General features: G+C 52.5%; 15 protein-coding genes. 11 read left to right on the top strand and 4 right to left on the bottom strand.

Features of this window, described 5'->3' with window-relative positions:
* The first annotated feature begins 4 nt into the window (after positions 1–4).
* The 6 genes from B5G27_RS05105 to B5G27_RS05080 all read left to right on the top strand — a co-directional run bounded on the left by B5G27_RS05105 (position 5) and on the right by B5G27_RS05080 (position 9,480).
* Positions 5–1,555, top strand: a complete 1,551-nt coding sequence (locus B5G27_RS05105) for a response regulator (RefSeq protein WP_162611192.1) — start codon at positions 5–7, stop codon at positions 1,553–1,555.
* A gap of 169 nt (positions 1,556–1,724) precedes the next feature.
* On the top strand, positions 1,725–3,059 hold the full coding sequence (locus tag B5G27_RS05100) for an ABC transporter substrate-binding protein (protein ID WP_087177864.1): 1,335 nt from the start codon (positions 1,725–1,727) through the stop codon (positions 3,057–3,059).
* A 111-nt stretch (positions 3,060–3,170) separates the two neighbouring features.
* Complete coding sequence (locus B5G27_RS05095; RefSeq protein ID WP_087178152.1) at positions 3,171–4,076, top strand: carbohydrate ABC transporter permease; 906 nt, start codon at positions 3,171–3,173, stop codon at positions 4,074–4,076.
* A gap of 2 nt (positions 4,077–4,078) precedes the next feature.
* Complete coding sequence (locus tag B5G27_RS05090; RefSeq protein WP_242958236.1) at positions 4,079–4,933, top strand: carbohydrate ABC transporter permease; 855 nt, start codon at positions 4,079–4,081, stop codon at positions 4,931–4,933.
* A 38-nt stretch (positions 4,934–4,971) separates the two neighbouring features.
* Complete coding sequence (locus B5G27_RS05085; protein WP_087177863.1) at positions 4,972–7,008, top strand: glycosyl hydrolase 115 family protein; 2,037 nt, start codon at positions 4,972–4,974, stop codon at positions 7,006–7,008.
* Between the two features lie 123 nt (positions 7,009–7,131).
* Positions 7,132–9,480: a glycosyl hydrolase family 28 protein gene (locus tag B5G27_RS05080; protein ID WP_087177862.1), complete on the top strand. Its 2,349-nt coding sequence runs from the start codon at positions 7,132–7,134 to the stop codon at positions 9,478–9,480.
* 494 nt (positions 9,481–9,974) lie between these two features.
* Here the strand turns inward: B5G27_RS05080 and B5G27_RS05075 are convergent, their stop codons facing one another.
* The 3 genes from B5G27_RS05075 to B5G27_RS05065 form a co-directional block, all read right to left on the bottom strand.
* Positions 9,975–10,997 (bottom strand): sugar kinase, encoded by a 1,023-nt coding sequence (locus B5G27_RS05075; RefSeq protein ID WP_087177861.1) that lies wholly within the window; start codon positions 10,995–10,997, stop codon positions 9,975–9,977.
* A gap of 164 nt (positions 10,998–11,161) precedes the next feature.
* A complete protein-coding gene (locus tag B5G27_RS05070) occupies positions 11,162–12,187 on the bottom strand; it encodes a sugar kinase (protein ID WP_087177860.1) in 1,026 nt (341 codons plus the stop codon).
* Between the two features lie 2 nt (positions 12,188–12,189).
* Positions 12,190–12,831 (bottom strand): bifunctional 4-hydroxy-2-oxoglutarate aldolase/2-dehydro-3-deoxy-phosphogluconate aldolase, encoded by a 642-nt coding sequence (locus B5G27_RS05065; protein ID WP_087177859.1) that lies wholly within the window; start codon positions 12,829–12,831, stop codon positions 12,190–12,192.
* A gap of 204 nt (positions 12,832–13,035) precedes the next feature.
* Between B5G27_RS05065 and B5G27_RS05060 the strand changes: the two genes are divergently transcribed.
* Positions 13,036–13,797: an IclR family transcriptional regulator gene (locus B5G27_RS05060; RefSeq protein ID WP_087177858.1), complete on the top strand. Its 762-nt coding sequence runs from the start codon at positions 13,036–13,038 to the stop codon at positions 13,795–13,797.
* Between the two features lie 95 nt (positions 13,798–13,892).
* Here the strand turns inward: B5G27_RS05060 and B5G27_RS05055 are convergent, their stop codons facing one another.
* Complete coding sequence (locus B5G27_RS05055) at positions 13,893–14,759, bottom strand: helix-turn-helix domain-containing protein (protein WP_087177857.1); 867 nt, start codon at positions 14,757–14,759, stop codon at positions 13,893–13,895.
* Between the two features lie 193 nt (positions 14,760–14,952).
* Between B5G27_RS05055 and kduI the strand changes: the two genes are divergently transcribed.
* From kduI to B5G27_RS05035, 4 genes are all read left to right on the top strand, one after another.
* Entirely contained in the window at positions 14,953–15,816 is an 864-nt protein-coding gene (gene kduI / locus B5G27_RS05050; RefSeq protein WP_087177856.1) for a 5-dehydro-4-deoxy-D-glucuronate isomerase, read from the top strand.
* Between the two features lie 129 nt (positions 15,817–15,945).
* Positions 15,946–16,737, top strand: coding sequence for a gluconate 5-dehydrogenase (locus B5G27_RS05045; RefSeq protein ID WP_087177855.1), 792 nt, complete (start codon positions 15,946–15,948; stop codon positions 16,735–16,737).
* A gap of 112 nt (positions 16,738–16,849) precedes the next feature.
* Complete coding sequence (locus tag B5G27_RS05040) at positions 16,850–17,668, top strand: sugar phosphate isomerase/epimerase family protein (RefSeq protein WP_087177854.1); 819 nt, start codon at positions 16,850–16,852, stop codon at positions 17,666–17,668.
* Positions 17,669–17,861: 193 nt separating this feature from the next.
* Positions 17,862–21,308, top strand: coding sequence for a rhamnogalacturonan lyase family protein (locus B5G27_RS05035; protein WP_143449647.1), 3,447 nt, complete (start codon positions 17,862–17,864; stop codon positions 21,306–21,308).
* Positions 21,309–21,442: the final 134 nt, after the last annotated feature.

The following is a 21,442-nucleotide window of genomic DNA, read 5'->3' as shown; positions in this document are numbered from 1 at the left end:
GAGTATGTATAAGCTTTTGATTGTAGACGATGAAAAGATAGAGCGCGAGGGCATGGCGGAATTCATTGACTGGAATACTTATGGCATTGAGATCGCGGGCACTGCCTGGAACGGACAGGACGGGTATGAAAAGGTGCTGGAAACTCACCCGGACATCGTGATGACGGATATCAAGATGCCGGTCATGGACGGCATCGGGCTGATCCGGAAGCTGAAAGAGGAGTTCCCCGATATCCAGGTGATCGTACTGTCCGGGTACGGAGAATACGAATACACGAGCCAGGCAATGGAGATGGGGGTCAAGTACTATATCCTCAAACCGTGCGATGAGGAGCGGATGCTTCCGGTAATAGAAAAAGTAAAAGACGAGATCGAAAAGACGAAGCTGGAGAAGCGGAAGTATGACACCACTGTGAAAAAGCTCCTGCCCCTGGCGAAAGAGCAGGTCTTCCGGAATATCCTGCTGAACAGAGAGACTTCCAGGAAGGAATATGATATTTTCCTGGGGAAAATGGGAGAGCACAAAGACTGTGTCAGCCTTCTCGGATTCCGCAATCCTGCGGCAAGGTTTGACGCGCTGGAGCAGTTCGTGATAGAAAATGTGCTTTCAGAACTCTATGGCGGGGAAAACATCCTCATGGAGACGGCGATCAATAAGGACGTCCTGTTCCTCATCGGGGAGCGCGATATCGAAAAAGTGGAAAAGAGCGTGGAGCGGATCCGGGAAGAGTTCTCCCGGGTAAACGGGCAGGCGATCCAGGTAGCGCTCAGCGATACCGGCGCCATCGAACATGTAAGCGCACTGTACACACAGGTCAGGGAGCTTTTTCAGATCGGAAGCCCGTCGGATGACGCGGCGCTGCTCTATCCGGAAAGGCTCTCCGGGTTTGAGGGACATTCCGCCGAATTTTTCAGGCTGGATAAAATGAAAGCCGCAAAAGATTATGCGGATATCCTCTTTGAGGTTTATCTGGGGTTCATGAAGATGAACCTGCGCGGTGTGGAGGCGGAACAGAAGAAAAGGATATGCGGGCTTGTGTATCAGGTGTCGTGCGAGGAAAAGGAAGACGACATTGAGAGAGCGTTTGACTGGGACGGCATCAGCTCAGATGACGATACGCTGATGCGCACACTGTCCGTACTGATCGCAGGGCTCGGAGATATTGACCTGGATTCCGGCAAGGAACAGATCCGCATGAAAAATATCCTGCAGGCAGTGTACTCAAACATCAGGAACACAGACCTCTCGATCCGCTATCTCGCGAGAGAAGTCCTGTTTATGAATGAGGAACACTTCGGGCGGGTCTTTGTGAGGAGCTGGGATAAAAAGTTTTCGACCTGGCTCCGTGAGGTGAGGATTGGGCTGGCGAAGGAGATACTCTCTTATGCCCCGGAGACGAGGGTATCCGCCCTGGCGGAGCTTGTCGGATACTCCCCGGATGGACAGTATTTCAGCAAGGCGTTCCGCAAAGAGACTGACATGACGCCCACAGAATACTGTGAGTGGCTCAGAAAAGAAAACAGCGCAGATCAGGGCAGCCCGGAGAACGGATGATCCCTGTACTGTAAAAACCGGCTTTGGAAAAAAGTCGGTTTTTTTCAAAAAGTCGGTTTTTTACAGGGCGATACTCTTTTAATTCCATTCCTATTTTGAAGGACGGACATTAAAATAAGCTTATCAAAGGTCAACAAAAGTTGACACAAATCTAAGAGGAGGATATGAGATGAAAAAGAGAATGAAGAAGCTCGCATCTCTGCTTCTCGCAAGTGCCATGGTATTCAGCCTGGCAGCATGCGGAGGCGGCGGAGACGACGCGGACGGCGGAAATGATTCCGCAGACGGAAAGACAACGATCAAGATCACATGGTGGGGCGGAGATTCCAGACATGAGTACACACAGGAACTCCTGGACGCTTACACAGCGGAGAACCCGAACGTAGAGTTCGAGGCGACACCGGCAGGATGGGAAGGATACTTCGACAAACTTTCCACACAGGCTGCTTCAGGAAGCATGCCGGATATCGTACAGATGGACTACCTGTACATCGCGACATATGCAAAGAACGGTTCCCTGGCTGACCTGTCCGAGTTCATCGAGGACGGAACGATCGATACGACAAACGTTGACGATGCCACACTGAACACCGGCCTCATCGACGGAAAGATGGCTGGTATCGTAGCAGGAACAAACGCTCTTGCAGTTACATACAATCCGGAAGTCCTTGAGGCTGCCGGCGTAGAGGCTCCGACAGACGACTGGACATGGGATGATTATGTAGCGCTGAACACAGCGGTTTCTGAGTCAACAGGTGAGGAAAGCGCCCTGACAGCGACGATCGGACCATTCGGAGACATGAACTTCTTTAACTACTATGTAAGACAGCACGGCGAGACACTGTTCAACGAAGACGGGACAGCACTTGCATTTGACGATGACTCCATCACAGCAGATTACTTCCAGATGTGGGCTGACATGGCTGCTGCAGATGTAACACCGGATCCGGACGAGCAGTCACAGATCGCTACACTCGGTATCGAGTCTCTTCCGGTTGTAACAGGTGAAGCTGGAACAACACTTGAGTGGAACACATATCCGAACAAAGTCGTTGCTTCCAACCCGAACCTGAAACTTGCTCTTATGCCGGGCGCAAATGAGAACAACGCTATGTGGCTGAAACCGGGTATGTTCTGGAGCGTATCTGAGTCTTCAAAAGTAAAAGAAGAGTGCGCGAAGTTCATCAACTGGATGATCAACTCTGAGGAAGCAAACGATATCATTATGGCTGAGAGAGGTGTGCCGATCTCCTCTGAGATCCGTGACTACCTGAAGAGCAAAGAAGATGTAGACCAGACAATGATCGATATGTTCGATTATGTTGACAAGGTAACAGAGATCGCAGGCGAGTGTCCGGCAGCTGATCCGGGCGGAATCGCTGAGATCAACAAAGCGTTCAACGACGCAGGAAACAGCGTAATGTACGGACAGGCTACAGCAGAGGAAGCTGCTGCATCCTTCAGAGAGCAGGCAAACGAGATCCTGGAAAGAAATAACGGATAAGAGAGAGTCAGGCTTTTGCTGAACGGCTGAAAAGAGATCCTATGAATGATAAGCAGAAGGGACTTGGTTTGGGTCCCTTCTCTTACTGTGAAAAAGAATGAGGTAAAGAGAATGAAGAAAAAGATTAAAGCCTACAAGCGCAGGGACAATATAGCCGGGTACGTAATGCTTGCGCCGTGGCTGTTTGGTTTCGTGCTTATGTACTTCCTTCCGATGCTTATCTCCATATACTATTCATTTACCGATTATAACCTCCTGAATGATGCAAAGGTGATCGGTTTTGACAACTATGTACGTATCTTCACGAATGATGATACATTCTGGCAGGCATTGAAGGTTACATTTATTTATACGATCTTCCTCGTACCCTTACGTCTCGCATTCGCCCTGGTCGTGGCAATGCTCCTCAACACTAAGCACAGAGGACTGGGACTGTACAGGACGATCTACTATATTCCGTCCATCATCGGAGGAAGCATCGCCGTATCCATCGTATGGCAGCAGATCTTCGGAAACGACGGTGTTGTAATGTCACTCTTATCTGTATTCGGCATCGAACAGGATGTATCCCTGCTCGGAAATCCGAAGACAGCGCTCGCGGTCATCATCCTCATGGGCGTATGGCAGTTCGGTTCCTCCATGCTGATCTTCCTGGCTGCGTTAAAGCAGATCCCGGGTTCCCTGTACGAATCCGCAATGGTAGACGGGGCGAAGAAGCCGACGATCTTCTTCAAGATCACACTGCCCATGCTGACACCGACCATTTTCTTCAACCTGATCCTTCAGATGGTAAATGGTTTCCGCGTGTTCACCGAGAGTTATGTCATCACAGACGGCGGCCCGCTGGACAGCACCCTTTCCTATGTACTGTATCTGTACCGCCGCGCGTTTACCTATTTTGACATGGGATACAGCTGTGCCCTTGCATGGATCCTCGTAATTATCATCGCGGTATTTACGGTCGTCCTGTTTAAGACACAGAACAACTGGGTTTACTATGAGTCAGGAGGAGAATGATCATGAAGAGTATGCACAAAAAAAGAAAAGTAGACGCCGTCATATTCCATGTCGTTGCGTGCGTGATCGGCTTTTTTATGATCTACCCGATGCTCTGGCTTCTGGCAAGTTCATTTAAGAGCAATGAAACCATGTTTACGAATACCTATTCCCTGATCCCGGAAGTCTTTGACGCGGCGACGAACTATATGAACGCCTGGGAAGGTGTGGCGGGAGTTTCCTTCCTGACATTCCTCGGGAATACAGTATTTGTCACAGTGCTTGCGATGGTCGGCTGTGTATTTATCTCACTGCTTGCCGCATATGCGTTTACAAGGATCAAGTTCCGCGGCGGGAACTTCTGGTTCTCCTGTGTTATGGTCACATTGATGATCCCGTCACAGGTCATGGTCGTACCGCAGTACATTATCCTCAGAAGGCTGAACCTGGTAGATACCAGGATCGCGCTGGTGCTGCCGTGGTTCTTTGGTACCGCGTTCTTCATCTTCATGCTGGTACAGTTCTTCCGCGGTGTGCCGAAGGAGCTCGACGAGGCTGCTGAGATCGACGGATGCGGCAAGATCGCGATCCTGTTCAAGATCCTTGTACCGGTCGTAAAACCGGCGATCATGACAGCATCTATCTTCGCATTTTACTGGGTATGGCAGGATTTCTTCCAGCCGCTGATCTTTATGAACACACCGAGCAAGTTCACCCTGTCACTGGCATTGAACCTGTTCCTTGACCCGAATACTTACAACAACTATGGCGCGCTGTTCGCAATGTCACTTCTGTCACTGCTCCCGGCGCTGATCATCTTCATTATTTTCCAGAGATATCTGGTAGAAGGTATCGCCATGGATGGTATCAAGGGTTAAGCAGATCAGAGAACGAAATGACCGAGAGGTAAGATAATATGAAATTTGCGCTGAATCAGAATATAGAAATTATATCGCAGGTCCGCTCTGTGGCTGTGGAGCATGCACTGGATGATCTCAGGAGAGATATACAGAATACGTGCGAGCCGACGGCGGACCCGGGGATTCAGCTCCTTCTTGAGCAGGAAGCACTTGGCGATGAGTGTTTCCTGCTCATTGCAGTTAAGGAGAAGAATCAGTTAAAATTATGCGCCGGGAGCGATCTCGGCTTTGTGTACGGGATCTATGAGATCAGCAGGAGGATCCTGGGGGTGACGGACTTCTGGTTCTGGAATGACCAGAATTTTACCAGGAGAGAGGGATATCCCGTGCCGGAGGACTGGCGCGTGGAGTCAGAGCCGTTTCCGATCAGGCTCCGCGGATGGTTCGTAAACGATGAAGTCCTGTTAAAGGCGTGGGAAGTGGATTACAGCGAGGAGAAGCCGTGGGAAATGGTGTTCGAGGCGCTGCTGCGCTGCGGAGGCAACATGGTCATCCCGGGCACGGACAAGAATTCCAGGAAGTACAGAAAACTCGCCTCTGACATGGGGCTGTATATCACCCACCACCACGCGGAGCCCCTGGGCGCGGAGATGTTCGCCCGGGCATATCCCGGGCTGGATGCGTCCTATGACACGCACGGGGACAAATTCCGGAAGCTCTGGGAAGAAGGCATCGAGGACCAGAAAGACTTAAATGTAGTCTGGAATCTTGGATTCCGCGGGCAGGGAGACCATCCGTTCTGGGATGACGACCCGGCGTACGACACGCCTGAGGCGAGAGGGGAACTGATGGGAAAACTGATCCGGGTCCAGTATGATATGGTGCGGGAGAAACTGCCGGACGCCATGTGCTGCACAAACCTGTACGGGGAGACCATGGAGCTCTATCAGCAGGGTTACTTAAAGCTGCCGGATGATGTGATCAAGATCTGGGCGGACAACGGGTTTGGGAAGATGGTCACTAGGAGACAGTGGAACCATAACCCCAGGATCCCGGCGCTGCCGGAAAAAGATGATCCCGGGGAGAATGGGATCTACTACCATGTATCTTTTTACGATCTCCAGGCCGCGAACCACATTACCATGCTCCAGAATGCGCCGGAGTTCATAGAGAGAGAACTCACAAACACGGTGGAGCACGGATGCACGGATTACTGGATCATCAACAGTTCCAATGTCAAGCCTCATGTATATTACCTTGACTTTATCGCCCATATGTGGCGGAACGGCAGCGTGGACATCGGGGAACACAGGAAAGAATACGGAAAGACTTATTACGGCGCGGAAAATGCGGAGCTGATCGCAGGCTGCCTGAAAGCATACCATGAGGCGGCGGTCCTGTACGGCCCGAATGAAGACGACCACGCGGGGGACCAGTTCTCCACCCATGTGGGAAGGATGCTCGTATCCCGGTACATGAAAGGGACTCGGGATGCCTCGGAGGACCTGCTGTGGCTGACGGATGTCGGGACTCTGAAAGAGCAGGTGCTCGTCTACGAGGAAATCTGCCGGAAAGGAAGCGGAAACTACCGGAAGTATCTGGACGTATGCGAGGCGGCGGACGCGCAGATCAGAGGGAACGCGGCGCGGCGGCTTTTCCGGGATTCCCTGATGCTGCACGGTCAGATCCATTATCACTGCTTTACCGGGGCATACCTGATCTGCCGGAGCCTGCTGGCGGCGATGGAAGAAGATTACAGAAAAGCATTCTTCTACGGCGGCATGGCGCGGGAGGAATACCTGGCGGCAGACCATGCGATGCGGGCGAGGGAACACGGTAAATGGGGCGGATTCTATGCGAATGAATGCCTGACGGATGTGAAGCAGTCCGCCTGGGTGCTCAAAGGCTACATGAGCTATGTGCGCAACCTGGGGGACGGGCCGGATTTCCACGACTGGCAGAGAGAGCTGACCTACTCGGAGGATGACCGCAGGATCAGCCTCATCCTGATGACAGAGAATCATCTGCCGGATGAAGACATCTATGGATTGATGAAAAAGAGAGAGCTGTTCAGCACGGAAATCCTTGTGTGACCGAAACCGGACAGGCGGAACTGAATAAACAAAAAGAAATACAGAAAGCTGTTTCGGATCACTCCGCCCGGGAGTCAGGGCGGATCGTCCGGCACAGCTTTCTCTGGCAAGGAGACAGAAAAGATGGGAGTTTTGACAGGAAAAAAAGTGCTCACCTTCGGCGACAGCATCGTGGACGGGCATTTGTATAAAAAAGCAGGGTTCATGGAATTCGTGGCAGAGCAGGAAGGCATGTCAGTCACAAAATATGCGAACAACGGGGCGTGCGTCATGCCGGGGCATCCGATCGATGAGGAAGGGCTCGGCGGGATGATCCTTGAGGACCAGATCCGGAAAGCGGCGGAGGACGGGCTGGATCCGGACTATGTCGTGTTTGACGGCGGGACGAATGACGCGTATGCGCCGGTGATGGAGAAGCTGGGCGACGCGGAGGAAGCCTGCAGGGCTCTGTACGCTCCGTACGGCGGCAGCGGGAGCGGCGCGTCGGACGGGTCTGCGTTGTGTGATACTTTTTATCATACTTTTGCGGGGGCTTTTGCGGGAACGGTTGACACCATCCAAAAGAACTGGCCCCGGGCAAAGGTGGTCTATGTGGCGGCGCACAGGCTGGGCTACCGTGACCGGGCGGTGCAGGAAGCGCTGCACAGGATCGAGATGAATATATGCGCCCATATGGGCGTGGCAGCGGCAGATCTTTACGATGACTGCGCGTTGGACACAGCGGATGAGGCGATGTGCAGGAAGTATTCCTTCGATGTGCTCAGAGACGGTCTGCCTGCGCCGGGGGAAGAACCTACGGGGACTCATCCGAACTTTGAGGCCATCAGGGAATTCTATCTTCCGATCGTGTCTGACGTGCTCAGAAAGGCGGAAGTATTCCGGTTCAGCGGGGTCAACTGGGATGCACAGGATCATGAGATCATGCTGTACTGGGAGCTCCCGGAAGGAGAGCGGAAGGGCGATGTGTATGAGATATGGCTGGATGGATCCAAAGCGGGAGAGACAGAGAAAACTCACTTCGGGCTGGAAGGGCTGGAGGAAGACCGTGTTTATGAAGTATGCCTCCGCGCTGTGAGGGGCGGAGAGGAGCTTCAGAGGGCGAGGTTCTACTGCCGGACGAAAAAGGAGAAGAAAAGGATCGATGTGACAGAGGCGCCATACTTTGCAAAAGGAGACGGGGAGACAGTCAACACAGAAGCACTCCAGCGCGCCATTGACGACTGTGCGCCGGACCAGGCGGTGTATTTCCCGGAAGGTGTGTACATGACCGGATCCCTGAACCTGCACAGCGACATGGAGCTGTACCTTGACAAAGGCGCGGTGCTGAAAGGGACTGCAGAGCCGGACGACTATCTGCCGAGGAGGTGGAGCCGGTTCGAAGGGACGGAGATGGAGTGCTTAAGCGGGCTTCTGAATCTCGGGGAAGTAGACCATACCGCCGGCCCCACAAGCCGCAATGTAGTGATCCGCGGCGGCGGGACCATCGAGGGCGGCGGCAGGCTGCTCGCGGAGCGAGTCATCGAGGCAGAGAGGGAGAGACTGAAAGACTATCTGGCGGAGCTCGGCAGCAGGATCGAGGAATATGAAAACGCGGATACGATCCCCGGCAGAGTGCGCCCGCGCCTTCTCCATATCTGCAATGCAGAGAATATTTCCATCCATAACGTGACGTTGAAAAACGGGGCAAGCTGGAATGTGCACATGATCTATTCACAGGACATCGTGACTTACGGATGCCATTTCCGGTCCCGGAATATCTGGAACGGCGATGGCTGGGACCCGGATTCGTCCAGGAACTGCGTGATCTTCGGCTGCACATTTGACACAGGCGACGACGCGGTGGCCATCAAGGCAGGCAAAAACCCGGAAGGAAATGTCATCAACAGGCCATGCGAGCACATCAGGATCTTTGACTGCGTCTGCCAGTTCGGGCACGGATTCGCGCTGGGAAGCGAGATGTCCGGCGGTATCCGGGACGTCAGGATCTGGAACTGCGACCTTGAAAACTCCGCCAACGGGATCGAGATCAAGGCCACCAGAAAACGCGGAGGATATGTAAAAGAGATCCATGCCGCACACTGTATCGTGCCCCGCCTGCTCTTCCATTCCGTGGGCTACAACGACGACGGCATCGCGGGACCGCATCCGCCGGTATTTGCGGACTGCAGCTTCACAGACATCGACATCACCCGCAGTAAGCTCAACGAAGCGGAAGAGCGCATGGAGCCCTGCGAGGCAATGGAACTGTGCGGGTTCGAGGAAAAAGAATATCATCTCAGAGATGTGGCGTTCCGGGATGTACGGATCGCGGCGGGAAAAGATGCAGAAGAAACCGGCGAAGAAGCTGAGAGAGGCACCGGGGAAGAAGATGCATGGAAGCGGGAGCGCGGGATATATATGCAGTACTGCGAGAATGTAACTTTTGAAAATGTGAAAGTTGTATTTGCGGGGGGGAGCCTGAGTGTTGACTAAACATCCGAAAACACCGAAGCGGATGTGTCGAAGACGTATTCAGCACGGGTGTGTGGGTGGCTTCGGCTCCGGGGCTCCGCGTCACCTTCCGTTTGGTAAAGCTTCCTGTTCCGCCATCGAAGCTCCCCTCTCACCCAACTTTCGAAATCCTGCATTTGTCTGCGGGGACCTTCCGATCGGATGCACGCAGAAAACCGTTCCCCTTTGATGCACCTTTCGCGGCGGGCGGGGATATGGCAACGGTGACTTGGAGTAATCCGATGGAAAGACTTAAAAGAATGGGATGCGGCGTTAATTTCAAAGCGGATGCCTGAGCCGCAGGCGAATCTTCCGCTTTGAAATTGTCCTTAGCCGTATCCCATTCTTTTTACGTCTTTCCCGGATTACGGAACCGGAACCAGAGCCATATCCCCGCCCGCCGCGAAAACGGTTTGCATCAAACCAACGGTTTTCGGACGTTATATTCACAAGGAAGGCTCCCCCACAAATACAGATTACCTGTTCATTTCAAGCTGCGGTCCCACTGCCTTATGCCCCCGGATGACATTCTCGATCTCTTTAAGGTCAGACGACGGCAGGTCACCTGGTATGGTATTCTTGACCGCGCTTGTCGCGTTCCCGATCTCCAGCGCCCGCTGGCAGTTGTCAGGCTCTGAGAGCAGCCCGTACAGGACGCCGGACACATAGGCGTCCCCGCTTCCGATACGGTCCACGACTTCGATGTTGTGGTATGGCTCTTCCTCGTAGTATTTATCGCTGCGCGCGTCATAGATGATGGAGCCGAAGGTGTGTACTTTCGGGCTGTGGACGACGCGCTGGGTGGAGGCGACGATAGAGATCGGATAGTCCCTGGTGAAGCCTTTCATGATCTCTTTTGCGTCCCCTGTCTTGAGGAAGGTAAGCCTTGCCGTCTCCTCGGAGCAGAAGAAAATGTCCACATACGGGAGGATCTGCTCGATGCATTCCCTTGCCTCATCGCCTGTCCACAGATTTCCGCGGAAGTTTACGTCAAAGGAGATGAGCGCGCCTGCCTCTTTGAAGCGGCGGATCATTTCCATCGCAGTGCTGCGGCACTGTTCACTCAGGGCGAGAGTGATCCCGCTCGTGTGGAAGCAGCGTGTGGAAGAGAAGAGTGTTTCATCGAAATCATCCACGGATATGGTGTTGATCGTGGAGTGGCGCCTGTCGTAGACTACGCCGGGTTTTCTCGGATAAGCTCCATTTTCATAGTAATAGATCCCAAGCCTTGCCTCGGGAGAGTTGTCATACACGAGATGATCGTCGCTGACCCCGCAGAAACGGATGCGGTTTTTGGCATAAGTCCCGATGTCGTTTGCGGGGAGTTTGGAGATGATCCCGGTCCTGAGCCCGAGGAGAGAGACGCCGGAAACGACGTTGAGCTCTGCGCCGCCCACCTGCTTCTGGAGAGTCTCGCCGCGTACGAGGCGTTCATTGCTGGGCGGGGAAAGGCGGAGAAGGACTTCTCCGAGTGAAAGGAGGTCAAAAGATTTGTTCATAGCGGATACCTCCTGGAATGTTTTATCTGGATATTCTGGTCAGATATTTAGTATAGATACTTTATCTGGATCTTTTATTTATATATTTTACAGGGGATGCTGCATGGCAGACAGCATCCCCCTCTTCAAAATTTGGGTTTATATGGAATATAGCGTCATCAAGATTATCTCTGGACACGGCCTGATCCGTCTCCGCCGGCCAGTTTGAGCACTTCGTCCATGGATACCATGTTGAAGTCGCCCTCGATGGAATGTTTCAGGCAGGAAGCTGCAACTGCGAACTCGATCGCTGCCTGGGAATCATATCCGTTTAAGCATGCACAGATCAGACCGCCGCCGAAGCTGTCGCCGCCGCCTACACGGTCAACGATGTGCATGGTATATTTCTTGCTGAAGTAGTAGTCATTTCCGTCATAGAGCATTGCAGACCATTTGTTGTCGTTCGCGGAGATGGACTCGCGCAGTGTGATGGCAACTTTGGAGAATCCGAAGCGGTCAGCAAGCTGTTTTGCCACGTCTTTGTATCCCTCGTGGTTTACTTCGCCCTTTGTGACGTCTGTGTTGGCTGCTTTGATGCCGAATACATCGGAAGCGTCCTCTTCGTTAGCGATGCATACGTCAACATACTTGCAGAGCTCGCCCATCACCTGTCCGGCTTTTTCCTTGGACCACAGTTTGTTTCTGTAGTTCAGGTCGCAGGAAACCGTAACGCCTGCTTCTTTTGCAGCCTTGCATGCCTCCAGGCAGATCGCTGCCACATCATCGTTGAGCGCCGGAGTGATGCCTGTGAAGTGGAACCAGTCTGCCCCGTCGAAGATCTCTTTCCAGTTGAAATCTGATGCGGATGCAGTTGCGATGGAAGATCCCGCGCGGTCATAGATGACCTTGGACGGACGCTGGGAAGCGCCTTTCTCCAGGTAGTAGATACCTACTCTGTCGCCGCCGCGCGCGATGTAGGACGTGTCAACGCCGTATTTTCTCAGAGAGTTGACAGCAGCCTGTCCGATCTCGTGCGTTGGGAGCTTTGTGACGAACTTTGCGTCAAATCCGTAGTTTGCAAGTGAGACAGCGACATTTGCCTCGCCGCCGCCGTATGTAGCGCCGAAGGTATCCGCCTGTACGAAACGGTAGTATCCTTCCGGAGCCAGTCTTAACATGATCTCACCAAATGTGATTACTTTCTTTGCCATTCTTATTTCCCTCTGCTTTCTTTTACGATTTCCACTGCTTCTTTTACAAGCTCTTTGATCTTATCGAATTCACCCGCTTTTACAAGGTCGCCTTTTACCATCCAGCTTCCGCCGCATGCAAGGATCTTGTCGCATGCAAGATAGTCTCTTACATTCTTCGGGTTGAGTCCGCCTGTGGGCATGAATTTCATCCCTACGTACGGAGCTGCGATCGCTTTGATGTAAGCGAGCCCGCCAGCCTGCTCAGCCGGGAAGAATTTTACGACGTCAAGGCCGTTCTCGATCGCCTGCTCAACATCGCTCGGATTCGCACATCCCGGTGTGATCGTGATGCCTTTTTCCACGCAGTATTTTACAACCTTCGGGTTCAGTCCCGGGCTTACGATGAATTTCGCCCCGGCTGCCACCGCGCGGTCTACCTGCTCTGTTGTCAGGACAGTGCCTGCTCCTACGAGCATGTCCGGGAATTTTTCTGCCATGATGCGGATGGATTCTTCAGCTGCGTCTGTGCGGAATGTCACCTCAGCGCACGGAAGTCCGCCTTCGCAGAGTGCCTGTGCCAGCGGCTCAGCGTCCTTGGCGTCATTGAGGACGACAACAGGAACGATGCCGAGCTCTTCGATCTGCTTTAATACTTCGTTCATTTTTCTCTCTCCTTTATTTCATAATGCGGAATCAAATTTCGTTTTATGATGTATCCTGATTGAAAGTATAATACAGTTTTCGGAAAAGTCAAGTGCTAAATGCCGGAAATATAAGAAATTATATGCGAATAAAGGGGTTGCACGGATGAGGGGGATATGGTAGAATGAGTTTCATAATATGAAAATAGTTTTCGGGAGGAAGAGATGGAACAGAAAAATCCGATCCAGGTGGCGGGAAGGCTTTTCGGCGTGCTGGAGTTCCTGGCAGATGCGGGTTCAGCGGGACTTATGGAGATCAGCGCAGCGCTGGACCTGAATAAGACGACAGTCCACAGAGTGCTGAATTCTCTTATTTATATGGGGTATGCGAGGCAGAATGCTGTGAACGGCAGATACGAGCCTACATTTAAAGTCGTTGATATCGCGAACCGGATCATGGGCAAGGTGGATATTGTGCAGATCGTGCGACCGTATCTGAGGAAGCTGATGGAGGAGACGGGCGAGACCGTGCATCTCGTGGAAAGGGACGGGATCGACGCTGTGTATATCGATAAGGTAGAGTCGCTGAACAACGGGATCCAGATGGTATCGCGCATCGGCAGCAGGATCCCGCTGTACTGCTCCGGCGTGGGCAAGGCTATGGTGGCGGAGATGGATGAGTGGGAGGTCGAAGAAGTCTGGAATAACAGCGAGATCGTCCGTCTGACTCCTTATACCATCACGGATCACAATGATTTTAAATCGGAACTGGAGGAAATCCGGGAAAGAGGGTATGCTCTGGATAATGAAGAGAATGAGACCGGTGTGAGATGCATCGCGTGCAGCCTGAAAGAACCCATGGGCAGCGCCCGGCATGCGTTCAGCATCTCCGCTCCGGTCAGCCGCATGGACAATGACCGGATCCGGGAGCTGGCAGCCAGCGTACTTAAGGTGCGCGGGGAGATCGCGGAGAAGCTGAGGGCATAAGAGGAAAACGTGGAGACGCTGCACGAATAAGAGAAAAACGCGCAGACGCTGCGTGCATAAGAAGGGATCACGGAGACGCTGCGCGTATCAGATCTTTATGAGTTAAACTGCGCGTATTTTTTCGGGGACACGCCCACCGCCTTTGAGAAGGCTTTGAGGAAGTTGCTGTAATCATGGAAGCCGCATGCCTCGCACGCCTCGTTTACGGAGCAGCCCTGGCTGAGCAGTGACTTGGACAGGGTGATCCGTTTGGCGGTAATGTACTTATTGATCGTCGTCCCGGTCGCTGCCTTGAAGATCCGGCAGATATAAGAGCTGCTCAGATAAAAATGGGAAGACAGGGCGTCCAGGGAGAGATCCTCCTGGATATGCGTATTGATATAAGAAAGGATGTCGTCTACCTGCGCGTGGTATGCGGCAGCGTTCTCCTCTTCCCCTGATTCCGCGCTGCGGCAGCGCTTGTCGAACGCGCGGTTTAAAAACACCATCAGCTCCAGGAATACCGCATGGTCCAGCACATCCTCCCCAAGTCCGGTGTTGTCGGGAAACCGATGGATATAATAGAGGAAACGGCGCTGTTCTTCCGCGGAGAGGTGGAGCCGGTGGGGCATTTCCGTCTCGCGGAAATGGAAGCAGCGGTCCAGGTCTGTGGCAGGCGTGGAGATCTGTTTCAGATAATCCGGGTCAATGGACACGATGATCCTCTCGTGTTTCTGCATGTCGATCTGGGAGAGATAGTGGCTTTCAAACTGGTTGATCAGGAACAGGTCTCCGTCCTGGATATCGTAAAAGCAGTTGTCAATGAGAAATTGCTTCCCGCCCGAGATGGAGTAATAGATCTCGTAACAGTCATGGATGTGCATGTCCATGGCTTTTTCATCATTATATAAATGGGCGAATGCAAACGAGTGGTTTTCCATACAGTTTTTCATGGATTCTTTGCAGGATGATGATGCTTTCATGGGCGAAGTCCTCCTTTGAACGTGTTTTGGCGCTGTTTCTGCCGTAACAGCTGTATGATATGCCATAATTATAAATGGGCTGTTCAGAATTTTCAATATTTATATCAAAAAAACACAAGACATGGAATAAAGCGAATGCTATACTATGCTTAGAACAATAAAACAGAACTGAAAAAATGAAAGGAGAATCATCATGGATGTAAGGACAGCAGCTTCACCGAAAGACGTGAAGCACTATACAACAGACAGACTGAGAGAGGAGTTCCTGATCCAGGATCTGTTCCAGGCGGACAAGATCAATCTTGTGTACAGCCACATTGACCGTATCATCACAGGAGCGGCTGTGCCGGTAAATGAGAAACTGGACCTGACAGCAGGGGACGAGCTCAGGGCTGAGTACTTCCTTCAGAGAAGAGAGATGGGACTGATCAATATCGGAGGAGACGGTATTGTTACAGTTGACGGACGCGTATATGAGATCAATGCGCGCGATGGTATGTATATCGGACGCGGCTCAAAGGACATTTCCTTCGAGAGCAAGGATGCTTCCAACCCGGCGAAATTCTACCTGAACAGCTGCCCGGCGCACACAGAGTACCCGACCGTGCACATTAAGCTGGAAGGCGAGCCGGAAGAGGGCGTTGTGATCGTCAAAGACGAGAACAAAGTAGAGATGGGAACACTGGAAGATTCCAACCACAGAGTGATCAACAAATATATCGTGACAGGACAGGTGCAGAGCTGCCAGCTTGCAATGGGCCTGACAAAGCTCCTTCCGGGAAGCGTATGGAATACAATGCCTGCGCACACACATGACAGACGTATGGAAGTATATCTGTACTTTGACATGGAAGACGATGCGTTCGTTGTACATTACATGGGCGAGCCGCAGGAGACAAGACACATCATCATGCACAACGAAGAGGCTGTCATCTCGCCGAGCTGGTCTATCCACTCAGGATGTGGTTCCAGGGCTTACACATTCATCTGGGGAATGTGCGGCGAGAACCAGGACTACGGCGATATGGACAACATCGATAACAAGGATCTGAGATAACAGGGAACTGTGATAAATTATGAAATAAAAGTTCCCGGGGAACGGGGCTTTTAGCGGAAGACCTGCCGGTATACGGGCGGGTTTCCCGAAGAAACACAATAATCAGGAAAGAGAAAAGGAGAGATAAAAATGGTAAACTTTTCACTGGAAGGAAAAATCGCACTTGTAACAGGCGCATCCTACGGGATCGGATTTGGTATCGCATCTGCTTACGCTGAGGCGGGCGCAACGATCTGCTTCAATGATATCAATCAGGAAAAAGTTGACATGGGACTTGCTTCCTACAAAGAGGCTGGCATCGAGGCTCACGGCTATGTGTGCGACGTGACGGACGAGGAGCAGGTAAAGGCTATGGTCGCTAAGATCAACGAGGAAGTCGGAGTGATCGATATCCTTGTAAACAACGCCGGCATCATCATGAGAAAGCCAATGCTCGAGATGGAGGCAAATGAATTCCGCAAAGTCATTGATGTAGACCTGAACGCTCCGTTCATCGTTTCCAAGGCAGTTATCCCGGGAATGATCGAGAAGGGACACGGAAAGATCATCAACATCTGCTCCATGATGAGCGAGCTCGGACGCGAGACGGTATCCGCTTACGCTGCTGCAAAGGGCGGACTGAAGATGCTCACAAGAAACATCTGCTCCGAGTACGGCGAGTACAACATCCAGTGCAACGGCATCGGACCCGGATACATCGCGACACCTCAGACAGCTCCGCTGCGTGAGCGCCAGGCGGACGGAAGCAGACATCCGTTTGACCAGTTCATCGTATCCAAGACACCGGCTGCAAGATGGGGCAACCCGGAAGACCTTCAGGGACCGGCAGTGTTCCTCGCTTCCGATGCTTCTGACTTCGTAAACGGACACATCCTTTACGTAGACGGCGGTATCCTCGCTTACATCGGAAAACAGCCGTAATTTTTAAATAAGATACAGACCATTACATCAGGGGTGCGCCGGAAGCGTGCCCCTGTGCGGTATATAAATAATTTTGGAAATGCTGTTATGACGGCAGGAAGGAGAAAAACATATGCTGATCGCAGCAAGGACACATGATTACGGGAAGCAGCCCATAGACCGCCTGGCAGGACTTTTAAAGTCCGAGGGGATCGACGCGGCGCAGCTCGTGCTGCCAAAAGGCTTCACAGAGATCAATTCCTACGATGAGGTTACGCCTGAGATCATAGAGCGGATCCGTTCGAATTTTGAAAAAGAAGGAGTAAAGATCCATATCCTCGGCTGCTACATGGACCTGGGAAATCCGGATGACGATGTAAGAAAAAACGCGGTGGATACATTTAAAAAATGTCTTGCCTTTAACAAGACGCTGGGCGCGTCCATTGTCGGCTCCGAGACAGCTTACCCCCATCTGACAGAGGAAGAAAAGAAGATCTGGCATCCGTATATGATGGACAGCATCGCACGCCTCGTGGAGGAGGCAGAGCGCCTGGGCGTTGATATGGCCATCGAGCCCGTGTACTGGCATCCCCTCAAAGACCTGGAGACAACGGCAATGGTCTTTGACAAGATGGACAGTTCCCGGCTGAAGATGATCTTCGACCCGGCAAATGTGCTGGAATATCCGGAGATCGACCAGGACGCATACTGGAAGCAGTGGTTCTCCGAGCTGGGAGATAAGATCGAAGCCATCCATATGAAAGACTTTGTACTCGGCGAGAACAGAGAATACTGCCCGGTGTGTCTGGGAGAAGGCGTGATACAGTACGGGGAGATCATCCGCTGGCTGAAGGCGAATAAGCCGGATATCGTCATCGTAAGGGAAGAGCTGAACCCGGAGACAGCGCAGAAAGATATACGATATATGCACGAACTTTGGGAGAAATGTTGAAAAGGGACACCCTGAAACCGGATTGGGGACGTAGTAAAATCGAATTTTACTACGTCCCCAATCCGGTTTCAGGGTGTCCCTTTTTGTAGGTTTTGTTCAATCCGATTGTCTTGTTTTTCCATTTTTTACAAATACTATATAAATTATACTAAAACATGGAAACTTTTAATAAATCATTGAGGAGGATATGAAAGTGAAGAAAACGACAAAGCAACTCGGAGCGGCGTTCCTGGCTGCGGCTGTAGTTCTCTCTTCGGCGCTTCCGGCAGCGGTTTCTGCGGAAGAACTGGCGCAGACCAGAGCCGGAGCCGGGGAATGGAAGTTTGACTTCAATATTGAAGGCAGCGAGACAGCAGACGGCTGGACAGGGATCACGGTCAATAAGAAAGGCGGATCATCTGCGACAGGGTATACTTATTCGGCGGAAAAGGGATACGGGATCGTGGATACCGGAGCAAAAGTAGAAGGAAGGACAGAGTCTGTGGGAAATAACCCGGAATTTTCGATCCCGGAGGAAGTGTATACAGACTTTGCGATCCTGAAGGGCAGGGAATTCGCAGTTGACGTGGAGAACGGTGTCTATACAGTGCAGTTTGTCATCGGCTCTACGAATTCCAACACGACGAACGTGGTGATCGAGGATGAGTATGAGGGAAGCCTCAATCCCGGGAAAACTCAGTATGGGATCATGACCATTGACAATGTGGAGATCACGGACGGCCAGATGAACATGGCGTTTTCAGGCGACGGCCGTGTGAACGGCATCATCATCGGCTCTATCGCAGCGCCGGAAAACGTGAAAGCGCAGGCAGACCTGGATCTTATGCAGGTGAACCTTTCCTGGGACGCTGTGGACGGTGCGGTTTCTTACAATGTATACCGCAATGTGGGAGATGTGATCCAGAAGATCGGAAGCTCTGACTCCACAGGATATATTGACAAAGACGTGGAGCTTCTGGGCAGCTATACATACACGGTAAAGGCTGTCAGCGCTACAGGGATCGAATCAGCGGCGAGCGTAGAAGCTAATGTAACGGTACAGGATACATCAGCGTCAGCTCCGGCAGCGCCGACAGGCGTAGAGGCGGCAGTGACGGAAGAAGCGACTGTCATTACATGGGAGCCTGTGGAGAATGCGGTAGAATACGAGGTGTACTGGTCTGACCGCAACAGGACGGACCTGGAAGGGACGGACGGCTATGCTCTCGCGGGCAAGACGGCAGAAACTTCCTATACATACGAAAAATCCACGCATATCAACCGTTGGTTTAAGGTAGTCGCGGTCGGAGCCGGCGGAAAATCCGAGGCATCTGAAGCGGCGGCTGCCGAGATCGGCACAGTGATCAATGCCCAGGCGGAATATCTGGACAGAGGCCTGGTTGCGGTCAACACTTCAGAAGGAGTGTTCGTAAGCTTCCGCATCCCGGGCGATGAATATGCGCAGGGAGCTACCTACCGGATCCTCAGAGACGGCGAGGTGATCAAAGAGATCGGCTCCGATGAAAATTCAAACTATCTGGATACAGAGGGCACCCCGGAATCTGAGTACAGCGTTCAGGCGGTGATCGGCGGCAAGGTGTATGAGGCGTGCGAGCCGGTGACGCCGTGGTCTGACCAGTATATGGAAGTGCCGCTCCAGAAACCGGAGCCGTATCATGACGACAAGCTGACCGCAGAGTATGAGTATGTGCCGAATGACACAAATATCGCGGATGCGGACGGCGACGGAGAGTATGAGCTTTTTGTAAAATGGGACGGGCTGTCTCATGACAATTCCGAAGAGGGATATACATCACCGGTATATATCGACTGCTACGAGCTTGACGGGACTCTGCTGTGGCGGATCGACCTCGGCATCAATATCCGTTCCGGCGCACATTATACACAGTTCCAGGTGTATGATTTCGACGGCGACGGCAAAGCGGAAGTGATCTGCAAGACCGCAGACGGGACTGTGGACGGTAAGGGCAATCCGATAGACGGTACAGAGGAAGTGGTTGACTACCGTTCGGTAAAGGGCGAGACGTCATCTGCCGGACTTGTATATGAGAGAAACGGATATGTCCTGGACGGTCCGGAGTACCTGACTCTGTTTGACGGTGAGACCGGAGAAGCTCTTGATACGGTCGATTATGACCCGGGCAGAGGAGATGTGGCTTCCTGGGGCGACAAATACGGAAACCGTGTAGACCGTTTCCTGGCAGGGGTTGCATACCTGGACGGAGAACATCCGAGCGCGGTCTTCTCAAGAGGATATTATACGCGCGCAGTGGTATGCGCATATGATGTAGTAGATGATAAACTGGTCCAGCGCTGGAAGATCGACTCAAATGATGAGGAGAGTGCAGCGCTTTACGGACAGGGCGCGCATTCCCTTACATCTGCGGATGTGGATGGGGATGGATGCCAGGAAGTCGTTTACGGGTCGGCTACCATCGATCATGACGGTACTCTTCTCTATTCGCTCAGCCAGAAAGGCGACCGCCACGGCGGACACGGGGATGCAGAGCGCGTCAGCGACTTCAATCTGAAAAATCCGGGACTGGAAATCTTTATGGTACATGAGAATCATCCGTGGGATGCAGGAGTGGAAATGCACGATGCGGAGACCGGTGATTACCAGTTTGCTCTTCCGACGACAGATGACACAGGAAGAGGCGCGACCGGAGACATCGATCCGCGATATGAAGGAGCAGAGTCCTGGGCGGTTGGCACGAATACATGGAATTCAAGATCCGGAAGACTTGTCTCTCAGGACGGAGAACTGATCTCGGAGACCATCCCGGCGGCAAACTTCATGATCTGGTGGGACGGCGATCTGGGAAGAGAGATCCTGGATCATACCTATGATGACAAGCCGGTTTCCGTAAATATTTCCAAGTGGAACTGGGAGACAGAGAAAGAGGAAGTGCTTCTGGAATCAGATGAAGTATACTCCAATAACGGCACCAAAGGAAATCCATGCTTCCAGGCGGATATTTTCGGCGACTGGAGAGAAGAGGCGGCGTGGAGGACGGCAGACGGAAATGCGATCCGTATTTACACGACGACAGATCTGACAGACTACCGCCTGTACACACTGATGCACGATACTCAGTACAGGACTCAGGTGGCGTGCGAGGCGACAGGCTACAATCAGCCGCCGACAACCAGCTTCTATATCGGATTTGACGAGGATCTGATGAATGTGCCGGTGCCGACGCTGGATATCGTAAACAACCGTCAGGGCGAAGTCGTGGAAGAGCCGGAACAGCCGGAGCTGAACACAGACGAGCTGAAAGATGCGGTCAGTGCGGCGGAAGGGCTTGACTCTTCAGACTATACGGCTGAGAGCTGGCAGGCGCTCCAGGAAGCCCTGGCAGCGGCAAAAGACGCTCTGGCAAATGCATCTGCCCAGGAGGAGATCGACGCGGCATTCGCTGCTCTGGCGGGTGCGCTTGAAGACCTGAAACCGGCAGGCGGTTCCGGTCAGACTCAGGATCCGTCAGATACACCGGATAAGGATACTTCTAAGCCGGACAGCGGGAAGGCTGCGCAGACAGGGGATGATATGTCGGCGATCTGGAGTGTTCTCGCGGTGATGGCGGCGGCAGTGCTGGTATCCGGCGGAGTCCTGGCATACAGGAGAAAGCGCGGATAAATCCCGGCGGTATAAAATTACACATTAGATGGAAAAAGGACAGGATCTGAACGGCAGGTTCTGCCCTTTTTTATTGTACTTGCCGCCGCCCTGTGCTAAAATTTACATGGACAGCCCGGCAGAAGACGGAGCCG

This window comes from Lachnoclostridium sp. An76 (assembly GCF_002161355.1).
Classification (GTDB): Bacteria; Bacillota; Clostridia; order Lachnospirales; family Lachnospiraceae; genus Mediterraneibacter; species Mediterraneibacter caccavium.
This window is presented reverse-complemented; position numbering and strand designations above follow the sequence as displayed.

Excerpts from the sequence above, each read along its gene's own strand:
- kduI (WP_087177856.1), top strand. The coding sequence starts at position 14,953 with ATGGATGTAAGGACAGCAGCTTCACCGAAAGACGTGAAGCACTATACA.
- B5G27_RS05080 (WP_087177862.1), top strand. The coding sequence starts at position 7,132 with ATGGGAGTTTTGACAGGAAAAAAAGTGCTCACCTTCGGCGACAGCATC.
- B5G27_RS05095 (WP_087178152.1), top strand. The coding sequence starts at position 3,171 with ATGAAGAAAAAGATTAAAGCCTACAAGCGCAGGGACAATATAGCCGGG.
- B5G27_RS05045 (WP_087177855.1), top strand. The coding sequence starts at position 15,946 with ATGGTAAACTTTTCACTGGAAGGAAAAATCGCACTTGTAACAGGCGCA.
- B5G27_RS05060 (WP_087177858.1), top strand. The coding sequence starts at position 13,036 with ATGGAACAGAAAAATCCGATCCAGGTGGCGGGAAGGCTTTTCGGCGTG.
- B5G27_RS05075 (WP_087177861.1), bottom strand. The coding sequence starts at position 10,997 with ATGAACAAATCTTTTGACCTCCTTTCACTCGGAGAAGTCCTTCTCCGC.
- B5G27_RS05090 (WP_242958236.1), top strand. The coding sequence starts at position 4,079 with ATGAAGAGTATGCACAAAAAAAGAAAAGTAGACGCCGTCATATTCCAT.
- B5G27_RS05065 (WP_087177859.1), bottom strand. The coding sequence starts at position 12,831 with ATGAACGAAGTATTAAAGCAGATCGAAGAGCTCGGCATCGTTCCTGTT.
- B5G27_RS05040 (WP_087177854.1), top strand. The coding sequence starts at position 16,850 with ATGCTGATCGCAGCAAGGACACATGATTACGGGAAGCAGCCCATAGAC.
- B5G27_RS05100 (WP_087177864.1), top strand. The coding sequence starts at position 1,725 with ATGAAAAAGAGAATGAAGAAGCTCGCATCTCTGCTTCTCGCAAGTGCC.
- B5G27_RS05055 (WP_087177857.1), bottom strand. The coding sequence starts at position 14,759 with ATGAAAGCATCATCATCCTGCAAAGAATCCATGAAAAACTGTATGGAA.
- B5G27_RS05105 (WP_162611192.1), top strand. The coding sequence starts at position 5 with ATGTATAAGCTTTTGATTGTAGACGATGAAAAGATAGAGCGCGAGGGC.
- B5G27_RS05085 (WP_087177863.1), top strand. The coding sequence starts at position 4,972 with ATGAAATTTGCGCTGAATCAGAATATAGAAATTATATCGCAGGTCCGC.
- B5G27_RS05070 (WP_087177860.1), bottom strand. The coding sequence starts at position 12,187 with ATGGCAAAGAAAGTAATCACATTTGGTGAGATCATGTTAAGACTGGCT.